The organism is Pseudomonas sp. AC083 (assembly GCF_979253165.1).
This window is the reverse complement of sequence record NZ_CEEDDH010000017.1, coordinates 54,595-69,068: the sequence shown is the minus strand read 5'-3', so window position 1 is coordinate 69,068 and position 14,474 is coordinate 54,595. Positions and strand designations below refer to the sequence as shown.

12 protein-coding genes are annotated in these 14,474 nt (G+C 61.4%); 3 read left to right on the top strand and 9 right to left on the bottom strand.

Going from position 1 to position 14,474, the window contains the following annotated elements; genetic code table 11:
• Positions 1–133 precede the first annotated feature (133 nt).
• The 9 genes from AC0IXA_RS21675 to bioB all read right to left on the bottom strand — a co-directional run bounded on the left by AC0IXA_RS21675 (position 134) and on the right by bioB (position 10,584).
• A complete protein-coding gene (locus AC0IXA_RS21675; protein ID WP_471814488.1) occupies positions 134–1,930 on the bottom strand; it encodes an acyl-CoA dehydrogenase C-terminal domain-containing protein in 1,797 nt (598 codons plus the stop codon).
• Between the two features lie 90 nt (positions 1,931–2,020).
• A complete protein-coding gene (locus tag AC0IXA_RS21670) occupies positions 2,021–3,310 on the bottom strand; it encodes a GGDEF domain-containing protein (RefSeq protein WP_039757672.1) in 1,290 nt (429 codons plus the stop codon).
• A gap of 191 nt (positions 3,311–3,501) precedes the next feature.
• The gene (locus tag AC0IXA_RS21665; protein ID WP_133336056.1) at positions 3,502–5,307 is read right to left on the bottom strand and encodes a phenylacyl-CoA dehydrogenase; all 1,806 of its coding nucleotides are present in this window, start codon (positions 5,305–5,307) and stop codon (positions 3,502–3,504) included.
• Between the two features lie 274 nt (positions 5,308–5,581).
• Positions 5,582–5,878 carry a hypothetical protein gene (locus AC0IXA_RS21660; RefSeq protein ID WP_016772865.1) on the bottom strand — a complete coding sequence of 99 codons (297 nt, stop codon included), beginning with the start codon at positions 5,876–5,878 and terminating at the stop codon, positions 5,582–5,584.
• Between the two features lie 108 nt (positions 5,879–5,986).
• A complete protein-coding gene (gene bioD, locus AC0IXA_RS21655; RefSeq protein ID WP_016772864.1) occupies positions 5,987–6,667 on the bottom strand; it encodes a dethiobiotin synthase in 681 nt (226 codons plus the stop codon).
• Positions 6,664–7,473: a malonyl-ACP O-methyltransferase BioC gene (gene bioC, locus AC0IXA_RS21650; protein ID WP_471814487.1), complete on the bottom strand. Its 810-nt coding sequence runs from the start codon at positions 7,471–7,473 to the stop codon at positions 6,664–6,666. Before bioC ends, bioD begins: the two co-directional genes overlap by 4 nt.
• Complete coding sequence (locus AC0IXA_RS21645; protein ID WP_471814486.1) at positions 7,466–8,197, bottom strand: alpha/beta fold hydrolase; 732 nt, start codon at positions 8,195–8,197, stop codon at positions 7,466–7,468. Before AC0IXA_RS21645 ends, bioC begins: the two co-directional genes overlap by 8 nt.
• Positions 8,190–9,368, bottom strand: a complete 1,179-nt coding sequence (gene bioF / locus AC0IXA_RS21640; protein WP_471814485.1) for an 8-amino-7-oxononanoate synthase — start codon at positions 9,366–9,368, stop codon at positions 8,190–8,192. Before bioF ends, AC0IXA_RS21645 begins: the two co-directional genes overlap by 8 nt.
• A gap of 160 nt (positions 9,369–9,528) precedes the next feature.
• Entirely contained in the window at positions 9,529–10,584 is a 1,056-nt protein-coding gene (gene bioB / locus AC0IXA_RS21635; RefSeq protein ID WP_016772860.1) for a biotin synthase BioB, read from the bottom strand.
• 91 nt (positions 10,585–10,675) lie between these two features.
• Here bioB and AC0IXA_RS21630 point away from each other — a divergent pair, with 91 nt between their 5' ends.
• From AC0IXA_RS21630 to AC0IXA_RS21620, 3 genes are all read left to right on the top strand, one after another.
• On the top strand, positions 10,676–11,410 hold the full coding sequence (locus AC0IXA_RS21630; RefSeq protein WP_471814484.1) for a double zinc ribbon domain-containing protein: 735 nt from the start codon (positions 10,676–10,678) through the stop codon (positions 11,408–11,410).
• 186 nt (positions 11,411–11,596) lie between these two features.
• Complete coding sequence (locus AC0IXA_RS21625; protein WP_471814483.1) at positions 11,597–12,361, top strand: TOBE domain-containing protein; 765 nt, start codon at positions 11,597–11,599, stop codon at positions 12,359–12,361.
• A gap of 69 nt (positions 12,362–12,430) precedes the next feature.
• Positions 12,431–14,332: a PhoX family protein gene (locus AC0IXA_RS21620; RefSeq protein ID WP_471814482.1), complete on the top strand. Its 1,902-nt coding sequence runs from the start codon at positions 12,431–12,433 to the stop codon at positions 14,330–14,332.
• Positions 14,333–14,474 lie beyond the last annotated feature (142 nt).

The window sequence follows — 14,474 nt, the reverse complement described above, 5'->3', positions numbered from 1 at the left end:
CAGGTGGTTCGTGGAATGATGTTTTCTTAGCCCGAGTGTACCTCAACAACTTTTGCGACACATAGGGTCAGCCGGTGACTGATTTGTTATTTTTAGTCACCGGAAAAAGATCGCCGCGATCTTTCGATCTGCCCTACAAAGCAAAAGCCTGCGCCGGCAAATTCATCAAACAATCACTGCCCGCCTCGATCGCTGCCTGATGCGCAGCCGTACGCGGCAACAAGCGCTTGAAGTAGAACTCGCACGTCGCCAGTTTGCCCTTGAGAAAATCAGCCTCACCCTCGCCCGCCTCCAACTGTGCCTGGGCAACCAACGCCATGCGCAGCCACAGGTAGCCAAGGATGATGTAGCCGCTGTACATCAGATAATCGACCGATGCGGCACCGACTTCGTCCGGGTTCTTCATGGCGGCCATACCGACCTTCATGGTCAGGTCGCCCCACTGTTGGTTGAGCCCGTCAAGTTGCGCGACGAAGCCGCCCAATTGCGCGTGGCCGGCGTTCGCTGCGCAGAACTTGTGGACGATTTTGGTAAAGCCCCGCAGCAGCTTGCCCTGACTGCCCAGCACCTTGCGCCCGAGCAGGTCCAGCGCCTGAATGCCATTGGTGCCTTCGTAGATCGGCGCGATCCGGCAATCGCGCACCAGTTGCTCCATGCCCCACTCACGAATGAAACCGTGGCCGCCGAATACCTGCATGCCGTGATTGGTCACTTCCAGCCCGGTGTCGGTCATGAACGCCTTGCAGATCGGCGTGAGGAACGCCAACAGGTCTTCGGCTTCCTGACGCCCCTCGGCGCCGCTGCTCAGGTGCGCGACATCGAGCATCTGCGCGGTGAAATAGGTCAGCGCGCGGTTGCCTTCGTTGAAGGCTTTCATGGTCAGCAACATGCGCCGCACATCGGGGTGGACGATGATCGGGTCAGCAGGTTTTTCCGGGGCCTTGGCGCCGGTCAGCGCACGCATTTGCAGGCGGTCGTTGGCGTACTTGATCGCGCCCTGGAAACTCGCCTCGCCCAGACACAGCCCCTGCATGCCGGTGCCGAGGCGCGCGTGGTTCATCATGGTGAACATGCAGTTGAGGCCTTTGTTCGGCTCGCCGATCAGATAACCGGTGGCAGCATCGAAGTTCAGCACGCAGGTGGCTGAAGCCTTGATGCCCATCTTGTGCTCGATCGAGCCGCAGGAAACGCCATTGCGCTCTCCCGCTTCGCCTGCTGCATCGGGCAGGAACTTGGGCACGATAAACAGGGAAATGCCCTTGGTTCCGGCCGGTGCGTCCGGCAGCTTGGCCAGGACCAGATGGATGATGTTGTCGCTCAGGTCATGCTCGCCGGCGGAAATGAAAATCTTGCTGCCGGTGATCGCGTAGCTGCCGTCGGCCCGTGGCACCGCGCGGGTCTTGATGATGCCCAGATCGGTGCCGCAGTGGGCTTCGGTCAGGCACATGGTGCCGGTCCACTGGCCGGCGGTGAGTTTGCTCAGGTAGGTGTCTTTCTGTTCGGCGGTGCCGTGAGCGTGAATCGCCGACATCGCGCCATGGGTCAGGCCCGGGTACATGCCCCAGGACGTGTTACTGGAACCGACCATTTCGCTGATCACCAGCCCCAGCGAGCTAGGCAACCCTTGGCCACCGTAAGCCGGATCAGCCGCCAACCCATGCCAGCCGCCCTCGACATATTGAGCGAAGGCCTGCTTGAAGCCTGTAGGCGTTGTCACCACGCCGTTGTCGAAATGGCAGCCCTCTTCATCGCCGCTGCGATTGAGCGGGGCCAGCACGTTCTCGCAGAACTTCGCGCCTTCTTCGAGGATCGCGCTGATCATGTCCGGGCTGGCGTCATGCGCGCCGAGACTGGCGTAGCTGGTATGGAAGTCGAAGACGTGATCGATCAGAAAGCGCATGTCGCGCAGGGGAGCTTTGTACTCGGGCATGGTGGCTTCTCCGTCAGCAGATTCCTCCAACCTACTGCCGGCCACCACGCGCGACAATCATCGTGCAGGCGCTGAATGCGCCGTCATCACTCAACCCGCAGCAGCGTCCATGCGCACCGCGCCACGGCGGTTCTGCCCGAACGCCATGACGCAGTTACGCCCGGCGCCCTTGGCGCTGTACAACGCCTGGTCGGCGGACTTGAGCACTTCTTCAGGGGTGCGCTGCTCGACACGTTCGGCGACGCCGATGCTCACCGTCACCGACACCGCCGAGGCGCCGGAACCGCTGCGGCGCTGGCGTCCTTGCTGGTCGTCCTGCGGGCGGTTTTCCTGGTTGCGCAACTGAATGCTGTAGGACGCAATCGATTCACGGATTACTTCCAGGTGCGGCATGCATTCCTCAAGGGTTTTGCCTGCGAACACCAAGGCAAACTCCTCACCGCCGTAGCGATACGCCCTACCGCCGCCACTGATTTTCGACAGTTTGCTGGCGACCAGGCGCAGCACCTGGTCACCGACATCATGACCGTGGGTGTCATTGAATTTCTTGAAGTGATCGACGTCGCTCATCGCCAGCACGTAGTTGCGCCCCAGGCGCTGCATACGTTCGTTGAGCGCACGTCGTCCCGGCAGACCGGTGAGCTCGTCGCGGAAGGCCATTTGATAGGCCTCATGTGCAACCGCTGCGGCGATCATCAGCATCACCTGACTGCACATGATGTTCAGGGTGAACGGCAGAATGAAGGTCTTCGGCAGCATCCAGAACACCCCGAGCAAGCCAACCAGTTGCGCCGCGTGCAACGGGCGCGGGTTGCGCCAGTATTGCCAGGCCAGAAGCAGGAAGGCCGAGATGAACACCGGATAGGACAACTGGATGAGACTCATCCATGCCCCGTGCAGCGCCGGCCAGCGGATCTCCGACAACCACAGCAGTAGCGCCTGTGGGTAACTTTGCTCCAAGCCCAGCGCCACGCTGCCAAATGCCAGCAGCACGGCAAAACGCGCGACCATGTCCTGAAACAGATGGGTACGCTCCTGCCACGCCGCGAACAACCCGAACAACAACGGCAGCAGCAGGCAGACCAGATGAAACACCACCGCAGCGTCCTCGCGAACCTTGCCGTTGTCGCGGTAGAAATCGGTCTGGGTGTCCAGCAGAAAGTAGGCGATGTACACCGTGAGCATCAGAAACAGTTCGCGCTGACGTCGATACACCGCGCAATAAGCGCCACCGAGGAGCAGAACCAATGTCGGCAGAACGTTGAACAGCGACGTGAAAAACACGCTGAGGTCTTTGACGTACGCGGCCGCCAGCCCCGCAAGCAATAACAGCAGTGATGGCAGGAAATGGCTGAAACGTACAGCGGAAGAACGCGGCAAGGGTAAGCTCCGACCCGTCATAGCAAAGAGATGGCATTGTGCCTGCAAAGTGCGGCCAAGCCCACACAATGTGATCCAGATCACACACGGTCTCTATAACGGCCGGAAGCTCGACTATCTGAGCGATCCGCCAACAAAAAAACCGCTGCCCCCTAACGGGAGCAGCGGTTTTCCTCAGACTGCGTTAAGGCTTAGTAGCCCAGCGCGAAGTCTTCTTCTTTCATGTCCATCAGATTGCCAGCACCCGACAGCATAGTGGCCACGTGCGTACGGGTACGCGGCAGGATGCGCTGGAAGTAGAAGCGCGCGGTTTGCAGCTTGGCGGTGTAGAACGCCTCGTCGCTGGTACCGGCGGCCAGTTTTTCCGCAGCCAGACGCGCCATGTCTGCCCAGAAGTAGGCCAGGCAGGCATAGCCGGAGTACATCAGGTAGTCCACGGAGGCCGCGCCGACTTCTTCGCGATCTTTCATGGCAGCCATACCAACCTTCATGGTCAGCTCGCCCCATTCCTTGTTCAGTGCAGCCAGCGGCGCGACGAATTCCTGGACGGCTTCGTTGCCTTCGTTGGTCTGGCAGAACTTGTGGACGATCTTGGTGAAGCCTTTCAGAGCTTCGCCTTGAGTCATCAGCACTTTACGGCCGAGCAGGTCCAGAGCCTGAATGCCGGTGGTGCCTTCGTACAGCATCGAGATGCGGCTGTCGCGAACGTTCTGCTCCATGCCCCACTCGGCGATGAAGCCGTGGCCGCCGTAGATCTGCACGCCGTGGTTGGCGGCTTCAAAACCGACTTCGGTCATGAACGCTTTGGCGATCGGGGTCATGAACGCCAGCAGTGCGTCGGCCTTCTTCTTCTCTTCTTCATCGACGCCGTATTTGACGATGTCGACCTGCTTCGCAGTGAAGTAGACCATCGCGCGGTTGCCTTCGGCGAACGCCTTCATGGTCAACAGCATGCGGCGCACGTCCGGGTGGACGATTATCGGGTCAGCGGCTTTGTCCGGCGCTTTCGGGCCAGTCAGCGAGCGCATTTGCAGGCGATCACGAGCGTATTTCAGACCGCCCTGGAAGCCGATTTCGGCGTGAGCCAGACCTTGCAGCGCGGTACCGAGACGGGCGGTGTTCATAAAGGTGAACATGCAGTTCAGACCTTTGTTCGCCGGGCCGATCAGGTAACCAGTGGCGCCATCGAAGTTCATCACGCAGGTGGCGTTGCCGTGGATGCCCATCTTGTGTTCCAGCGAACCGCAGCTCACTGCGTTGCGCGCGCCGATGGAGCCATCTGCGTTGGGCAGGAATTTCGGCACGATGAACAGCGAGATGCCTTTGGTGCCAGCCGGAGCATCCGGCAGACGCGCCAGTACGATGTGGACGATGTTATCGGCCATGTCGTGTTCGCCGGCCGAGATGAAGATCTTGGTGCCGGAGACTTTGTAGGAACCGTCGGCCTGAGGCTCGGCCTTGGTGCGCAGCATGCCCAGGTCGGTGCCGCAGTGCGGTTCGGTCAGGCACATGGTGCCGGTCCATTCGCCGGAGACCAGTTTGGTCAGATAGGCTTCCTGCTGCTCAGGGGTGCCGTGCTCGGAGATGGTGTTCATCGCACCGTGCGACAGGCCTGGGTACATGCCCCACGACCAGTTGGCTTCGCCGACCATTTCGCTTACCGCCAGGCCCAGCGACTCAGGCAGACCCTGACCGCCGTGCTCAACGTCGTGGGCCAGGCTTGGCCAGCCGCCTTCGACGAATTGCTTGTACGCTTCTTTGAAGCCAGTCGGGGTTTTCACGCCGGACTCGCTCCAGGTGCAGCCTTCGATGTCGCCCACGCGGTTCAGCGGCGCCAGTACCTGCTCACAAAACTTGGCGCCTTCCTCGAGGATGGCGTCAACCATGTCCGGCGTGGCGTCTGCGCACGCTGGCAGGCTCTGATAGTGCGCTTCGTAGCCGAGCAGTTCGTCACGAACGAAGCGAATATCACGCAAGGGGGCCTTGTAGTCAGGCATAGCGATAAACCTCTGCTGATGTAACCGGGAATGAACGACCGTGTTGAGTTGTTGTGACGGTCAAACAGTTGTTTGAAACATACGTTTACGCCGAAATCTTGTCAAGCATCGATCTTTTGCCGTTCGTCATCACGCTCTCCAAATGCCGGAAACGAGAAATCGCCGCGACTTCACGTAAGCCACGGGCGTTGTAAAAAGATTAGTTGAGCAAGAAGGACTTAAACGAAAAACGCCGCGACATGGCGCGGCGTTTCGGGATCTAGAACAAATTCATTCAGGCAAAGGTATCGATGATCGTCCCGAGCACTTCGTCGGATGCCTTGGCCACCTTCACACCCAGCTCTGCCTGAATCTTGCCCTGCGACAGCTCGACGATATTGCTCGCCAGATCCGATTCCTGTGCGCGATCCACGCCGCGAAGGCGATTGACCTGCACTTCGGACGACTGGCTGGTCACCGAACGTTCGATGGTGTTGTTGGCGATCTGGCTGGCCGCCTGATCAACGCGGTTCTGCCCGGACTGAATCGAGCTCAGTCCCGCATAAAAAGCTGTGTTGCCGGAGATTTCCATCGTCACTCTCATCCCTGCAAAGGATCAATGCTCGCCATTGAAGCAGACGCGCCGGCAAAACACCCGTCAAAAACACTAATGGCACAGTGCCTGTTCATAGCGAGAACCTTAATCGAGCAAATCCAGTTGCAAATGCTCGGCCACCGCTTCGGCGCTCAACGCCTTGAGTTTCGGCACCCGGCCCAGGCATGGCGCGGGGATGCGCTCGGCCAGGGTCGCAAGGTTTTCCTCCAGCCGCGAAGTTTTCGGATCGATAATATTGGCCACCCACCCCGCCAATTGCAGGCCATCGCGGGCAATCGCCTCGGCGGTCAGCAACGCATGACTGATGCACCCAAGCCTCACGCCCACCACCAGAATCACCGGCAGCTTCAGCGCAATCGCCAGGTCCGAGAGATTGTCCTGATCCGCCAACGGCACCCGCCAGCCGCCCGCGCCTTCGATCAGAGTGAAATCGGCGTTCATCGCCAGAATCCCGCGCATCGGCGCCAGCAGCGATTGCACCGTCAGCGCCACTCCCGCTTCGCGCGCCGCCAGATGCGGAGCGATCGCTGGCTCGAACGCCACCGGGTTGACCTGTTGATAAGTCAGCGGCAACGAACATTCGGCCAGCAGCGCCAAAGCATCGGAATTACGCAAGCCTTTGGGCGTGACGTCGCAACCCGATGCCACCGGTTTGCCCGCCGCCGTGCTCAAGCCTGCCGACCGCGCCGCATGGAGCAATCCGGCAGCAACGGTGGTCTTGCCGACATCGGTGTCGGTACCGGTGATGAAATAGGCTGCGCTCATAGAGGTTTCTCCAACACGGCGTATACCACCTGATACGTTGCCGGCAGCCCCGACGCCTGACGGAAGCGCTCATACGCGTCGATCAGCCCGAGAATCCGCGTCCGGCCGGTCAAACCGCCCGGCCGCCCGGGATTCAGATTGTGTGCACCCAGCGCCTTCAGCTCGTGAGTCAGGCTGCGCACATCCGGGTAATGCAACACGTGCGGCTGATTCTGCAGCGCCAAAATGCGCATGCCACTGCCGGCACATAACTGTTCATAGCGGGCGAACTCGCGGAAGCGATTGACGTGCACCAGCCCGTCGACCTGCTGCCAACTCTCACGCAACTCGAACAGCGTCCCTGTACACAGACTAGCAAAGGCAAAAATCCCGCCCGGTTTAAGCACGCGCAAGGCTTCGCTGAGCACCGCCTCGAAGTCGGCGCACCACTGCACCGCGAGACTGGAGAAAATCAGATCGACGCTCGCATCCTGCAACGGCAGCCGTTCGGCATCGCCAGCAATGAAATGCTCAGCGCCACCCAATGGCCGTGCGTGATTGAGCATGCCCTCGGCAATGTCCAGCGCGACACCGCTGCCCTGGGTGAAACGCGAGGCCAGCGCACGGGTGAAATAGCCGGTGCCGCAACCGAGATCGAGCCACCGCGACGGCATGAAACTCCCAGGCAAACGCGCAAGCAGCTGCGTGCCGACGTCACGCTGAAACTCGGCGACGCTGTCGTAACTGGCCGCAGCACGGGAAAAAGACGCCGCCACCTGACGCTTGTCGGGCAAGCCCCCAGGCAGCACAAGGGACAGATCAGTCATCAGCGCACTCATGAAGAAAAGCCTGGATCGCGCCCGCGACTCCGTGCGGGTCTTCCAGCAGAAAAGCATGGCTGGCCTGTTCGATCAGACCAATTTCGATATCCGGCAACAGCGCGAACAATGCGCCGGCCGCTTCCGCCGGGACCAGCGCATCCTGTCCGCCGAACAGATGAAACTGCGGGCCGCGAAACCCCAGCAACGCTTGGCGTGTGTCCAGTTGCGCAAGGAGCTCCAGACCCGCCATCAGCGCAGTCGGCGCGGCTGCCGGTGCACCACCGAGCAGCAAGCGCGACAAGCCACGCGAGTCTGGTGAACCTTGCGCACATAGCAGAGCGAAGCGCTTGAGCGTGGTACGCGGGTCGGCCTGGCAACCGGCAAGAAACGCATCGAAAGTCTCGCCGGGCATCGCGCTCGGCCACTGTTCATGAGCAACAAACGCAGGGTTGCTTGCCAGCGTGAGCAGCCCGCAGCACGCCTCACCGCGTCGTGCCGCCAACTCAGAGGCGAGCATGCCGCCCAGCGACCAGCCACCGAGCCAGACTTCCTGTGGAATGCGCGCATCGAGTTCGTCGAGCCAGTCTTCAAGATCAGCGGAATCCAGCTCCGGCAGCGGTTCGATCTCGACTTGCAGATGTTCGTCGAGGCCACGCAATGCTGCGGCCAGCGGTTCCAGCGGCGACACGCCGAGGCCCCAGCCGGGCAGCAGGATCAGACGATTACGCATGGCTTGGCTCCAACGACAATCGGGCGAAACAATCTGCCAATCCTTCCAGCAACTGTTGCACTTGAGCTTCGCTGTGGGCGGCGGTCAGCGTGACGCGCAACCGCGCGCTGCCGGCCGGCACGGTCGGTGGGCGAATCGCAGTAACCATCAGCCCGCGCTCGCGCAGCATCTGCGACAACCGCACGGCGCGGCCGGCATCGCCGATCATGATCGGCTGGATCGGCGTGAAGCTGTCCATCAGCTCCAGTCCGATCTGCTCGGCGCCGTGGCGGAACTGGCGAATCAGCGTCTGCAAGTGTTCACGGCGCCAGTGTTCGCTGCATAACAGCTCGAGGCTTTTCAGCGTCGCGCAGGCCAGCGCCGGTGGTTGGCTGGTGGTGTAGATATACGGGCGGGCGAACTGGATCAGGCTTTCGATCAACTCTTCGCTGCCGGCGACAAAGGCCCCGGCTGTGCCGAAGGCTTTACCGAGAGTGCCGACCAGCACCGGCACATCGTCCTGGCTCAGGCCGAAATGCTCGACGATGCCGCCACCGTTGGCGCCCAACGGGCCGAAGCCGTGGGCATCGTCGACCATCAGCCACGCGCCTTTGGCCTTGGCCGCGCGGGCCAGCGCCGGCAGGTCGGCGATGTCACCGTCCATGCTGAATACGCCATCGGTCACCACCAGTGTGTTGCCAGTGGCTTTCTCCAGGCGTTTGCCCAGGCTTTCGGCGTCGTTGTGCAGATAGCGGTTGAAACGCGCGCCGGACAACAGGCCCGCATCCAGCAAAGAAGCGTGATTGAGCCGGTCCTCGAGCACCGTATCGCCCTGCCCGACCAGCGCGGTGACCGCGCCGAGGTTGGCCATGTAGCCGGTGGTGAACAACAGCGCACGCGGTCGCCCGGTCAGATCGGCGAGTGCTTCCTCCAGCGCGTGATGCGGGCTGCTGTGGCCGATCACCAGATGCGACGCGCCACCGCCGACCCCCCAACGCTCGGCACCGGCGCGCCAGGCTTCGATCACCTGCGGATGATTGGCCAGGCCCAGATAGTCGTTGTTGCAGAAAGCGAGCAGTGGTTGGCCGTCCACCACCACTTCCGGCCCTTGCGGCGATTCGAGTAGCGGGCGCTGCCGGTAGAGGTTGTAGGCACGGCGGGCAGCAAGGCGTGCGGCGAGATCGAAAGACATGCAGGCCTCGATTTTCAAATGACACAGATCCCCTGTGGGAGCGAGCCTGCTCGCGAATGGGCGTCACATCCAACAGGGATGTTGGCGGCCAAACCGCTTTCGCGAGCAGGCTCGCTCCCACAGGGGTTTTGCATTCCTTCAGGGCAATCCGCGCGGTTTATTACACCGCAGCGTTGTAGAACTGCTCGCTACTCTTCTGCTCCACCAGTGCCTGCTCGATCGCAGCCTGATGAACCTCATCGGAATGCTCTTCGCGAGCTTCCGGCTGGATACCGAGGCGCGCGAACAGCTGCATGTCCTTGTCCGCCTGCGGGTTGGCGGTGGTGAGCAATTTGTCGCCGTAGAAAATCGAGTTGGCGCCGGCGAAAAATGCCAGGGCCTGCATCTGCTCGTTCATCGCTTCGCGACCGGCGGACAGGCGCACATGGGATTGCGGCATGAGGATGCGCGCGACGGCGAGCATGCGGATGAAGTCGAACGGGTCAATGTCTTCGGCGTTTTCCAGCGGCGTGCCGGCGACTTTCACCAGCATGTTGATCGGCACCGACTCCGGGTGCTCCGGCAGGTTGGCCAACTGGATCAGCAGATTAGCGCGATCGTCCAGCGATTCGCCCATGCCGAGAATGCCGCCGGAGCAGATTTTCATCCCCGACTCACGCACGTAAGCCAACGTCTGCAGACGTTCGCTGTAAGTGCGGGTGGTGATGATGCTGCCGTAGAACTCCGGCGAAGTGTCGAGGTTGTGGTTGTAGTAATCGAGACCGGCCTTGGCCAGCGCCTCGGTCTGCTCCTGATCGAGACGTCCGAGGGTCATGCAGGTTTCCAGGCCCAAGGCTTTCACCCCTTCAACCATCTTCAACACATACGGCATGTCTTTGGCCGACGGATGTTTCCACGCCGCGCCCATGCAGAATCGCGTCGAACCAATGGCTTTGGCGCGGGCCGCTTCTTCGAGGACCTTCTGCACTTCCATCAGTTTTTCTTTTTCCAGACCGGTGTTGTAGTGCCCGGACTGCGGGCAGTACTTGCAGTCTTCCGGGCAGGCGCCGGTCTTGATCGACAGCAGTGTCGAGACCTGCACGCGGTTGGCGTTGAAATGCGCGCGGTGCACCGTTTGCGCCTGGAACAGCAAGTCGTTGAATGGCTGTACGAAGAGTGCTTTGACTTCGGCCAGAGACCAATCGTGACGCAGGGTGGCGGTGGTGCTCGCGCTCATGGGCAATTCCTTGGTTATGCTTGGCTGGCGCCGGGGAAAATGGAATATCCACAGGCGCTACACGGATGTTCGGCATATTTAAGGAAGAGCGATGCGCTGTCAACCGCAATACCAGGGACCGGTTTACATCTGTTTAAAAAACGTACAGACCTGTTTGCTGTGCGATGAGCCCGCTGAAGCACAAATGCCAATGTGCGAGGCCTGCGAAACCGAATTGCCCTGGCTCGGCAGTCATTGTCAGAGCTGCGCTTTGCCGCTGGCGGCGGATGGCCTGACTTGCGGCGAGTGCCTGCTAGAGCCTCCGGCCTTCGAGCAGGTCGCCGTGCCCTGGGTTTATGGCTTCCCCGTGGACAGTCTGATTACACGCTTTAAACACAACGCGAAATGGCCGTTTGGTCACCTGCTCGCCGACGTTCTCGGCCAATACCTGCAGCATCGCTTCGCCGAGGACTTGCCGCGACCCGACGTGCTGCTACCGGTGCCGCTGGCCAATAAACGCCTGCGTCGGCGAGGATTCAATCAGGCGGCGATGCTCGCGCGCTGGTTGAGTGTTTCGCTGGGTTTGCCCTGTGAAGAACAGCTGCTGCGGCGAGTCATCGACACCGATGCTCAACAGGATCTCGATGCCAAGGCGCGCAAACGCAATTTGCGCAATGCCTTTGCGCTGGCGCCTGATGCAGAGGTAAGCGGCCGCCATTTCGCGCTGGTGGATGATGTTCTGACCACGGGCGCGACCGCTCAAGCGCTGGCGCGGTTGTTGATGAATGCAGGTGCGGCGCGGGTTGATGTGTATTGCCTGGCCCGGACGCCGAAGCCCGGTACCTGAAGCGAATACAGATCTCCTGTGGGAGCGAGCCTGCTCGCGAATCGGTGTCACATTCAACAAAGATGTTGTTGGTCAGACCGCTTTCGCGAGCAGGCTCGCTCCCACAGGGGGCTTTGCGTCAGGCTTGACTCATGCGTTGCAAGTGGCCAACGTCCCTCTCATCGCCCGAGCCAGAAGCGTTCTGCCATGTCCCTGCCCACCCTGCTCTCCCAACACATCGTCCGCCGTCCGCAGCGCATTGCCCTGCTGCAACACATCGCCGAGCAGGGCTCGATCACCCGTGCGGCGAAAAGCGCGGGGCTCAGTTACAAGGCGGCATGGGATGCGATCGATGAGTTGAACAACCTGGCGCAGAAACCCTTGGTCGAGCGCGTGGTGGGCGGCAAGGGTGGCGGAGGCGCCAGACTGTCCAGCGAGGGCGAGCGAGTGCTGCGCCTGTATCAGAAATTGCAGGCGTTGCAGGCGCAGGTGTTGGAAGCGGCCGAAGACGCCAGTGATCTCGACCTGCTCGGGCGGCTGATGCTCAGGACCAGCGCGCGCAATCAGCTGCATGGCACGGTCGCGGCCATTCAGGCGCAGGGGCGCAACGATCTGATCCGCCTCGAACTGGCAGAAGGCATTGCTCTGGAGGCACAGATCACCCACGACAGCACCGTGCATCTGGAATTGCAGGTCGGTACCGAAGTGATGGCGCTGATCAAGGCTGGCTGGCTTGAGTTGCTCGGCTCCGATCAGCCGGCCACGCCCGGACACAATGTCCTGCGCGGCACCATCGAAGCCATCCTCGATGCCGAGGACGGTCCCAGCGAGGTGCGCATTTCCCTGCCCAACGGCCAGACACTTTGCGCCTTGGCCGAACCGCTGCACTTGCGCAACCAGCAACTCGCCGTGGGGTCTGCGATGCAGGTGCAATGCGCGCCGTCCAACGTGCTGATCGGCACGCCGCTCTGATTTGTCTTGCCACAAAAGCGTCATCGACCCGCATTAAGGTGTTGCCCATAACCAAGCAGGGAGCCTGATGTGAGCCTATTAGAAGAAAACCAATCCACTGATCTGGAAAAAATGGTCGGCCTCAGCCGTCGCGGTTTCATCAGCGCCGGTGCCTTGTGCGGCGCGGCGATGTTCCTCGGCGGCAACCTGTTGAGCCGCAGCGTCATGGCCGCCAGCGTCAGCGCCGGCAACAGCCGCCTGCTCGGTTTCGAGAGCATTCCGGCGGCGACCACCGACGCCATCAGCCTGCCCAAGGGCTACAAGTCTTCGGTGCTGATCAGTTGGGGCCAGCCGTTGCACAAGAACGGCCCGGCCTTCGATCCGAGCGGTAACGGCACCGCTGCCGCACAGGAAGTGCAGTTCGGCGACAACAATGACGGCATGAGCCTGTTCGCCTTCCCGGACGACAAGAACCGCGCGCTGATGGCGATCAACAACGAATACACCAACTATCGCTATCTATATCCGCATGGCGGCATGCCGCAGTCGGCTGAAGACGTGCGCAAGGCATTGGCCTGCGAAGGCGTGTCGGTGATCGAAGTGCAGCGCAAGAACGGCCTGTGGCAATTCGTCCAGGGCTCGCGCTACAACCGTCGGATTCACGGTAACTCGCCGCTGCGCATCAGCGGTCCGGCCCGCGGCCACGACTTGATGAAAACCGCCGCCGACAAGCACGGCAAAAAAGTCCTCGGCACCTTCCAGAACTGCGCCAACGGCAAGACACCGTGGGGCACCTACCTGACCTGCGAAGAAAACTTCACCGACTGCTTCGGCAGCAGCAACGCCCAGCAGCAGTTCGATGCCGCGCAAAAGCGCTATGGCGTTGTCGCCAGCAGCAAAGACATCAACTGGCACCCGCACGACCCGCGTTTCGACATGGCCAAGAACCCCAATGAGCTCAACCGTCACGGCTGGGTGGTCGAGATCGATCCGTTCGATCCGCAATCGACTCCGGTCAAACGCACCGCGCTGGGCCGCTTCAAACATGAAAACGCCGCGCTGGCCGAGACCGACGATGGTCGCGCTGTGGTGTACATGGGCGACGACGAGCGTGGCGAGTTCATTTATAAATTCGTCAGCCGCGATCGCATCAACCATCGCAATCAGAAAGCCAACCGCGACATCCTCGATCACGGCACGTTGTATGTGGCCAAATTCGATGCCGGCGACGGCAACCCTGATCACCCGAAAGGCCAGGGCCAGTGGATCGAACTGACCCACGGCAAGAACGGCATCGACGCCAGCAGCGGGTTTGCCGATCAGGCCGAAGTGCTGATCCACGCGCGCCTTGCCGCCAGCGTCGTTGGCGCAACACGCATGGACCGCCCGGAGTGGATCGTCGTCAGCCCCAAGGACGGCCAGGTTTATTGCACCCTGACCAACAACGCCAAGCGCGGCGAAGACGGCCAACCGGTGGGCGGGCCGAACCCGCGCGAGAAGAACGTCTATGGGCAGATTCTGCGCTGGCGCACCGACCGCGACGATCACGCTTCGAAGACCTTTGCCTGGGATCTGTTTGTGGTCGCCGGCAACCCGGGCGTGCATGCCGGGACGCCGAAGGGTGGCTCATCGAACATCACCCCGCAGAACATGTTCAACAGCCCCGACGGTCTGGGTTTCGACAACGCCGGCCGCCTGTGGATTCTCACCGACGGCGACTCGAGCAACGCTGGCGACTTCGCCGGCATGGGCAACAACCAGATGCTCTGCGCCGATCCTGCGACCGGTGAGATTCGCCGTTTCATGGTCGGGCCGGTCGGTTGCGAAGTGACCGGCATCAGCTTCTCGCCGGATCAGAAGACCCTGTTTGTCGGCATCCAGCATCCCGGCGAGAACGGCGGTTCGACCTTCCCCGAGCATCTGCCCAATGGCAAGCCAAGGTCCTCGGTGATGGCGATTACTCGCGAAGACGGCGGGGTTGTCGGCGCCTGATAAACCGCTTTCGCGAGCAGGCTCGCTCCCACAGGGAATCGTATTCCAAGGTGGGAGCGAGCCTGCTCGCGAAGAGGCCCGGGCAGACACCAACACCCTTCGCGCCGCCATCTGCGCTACCATGCCGAGCCGGACGCAGCAG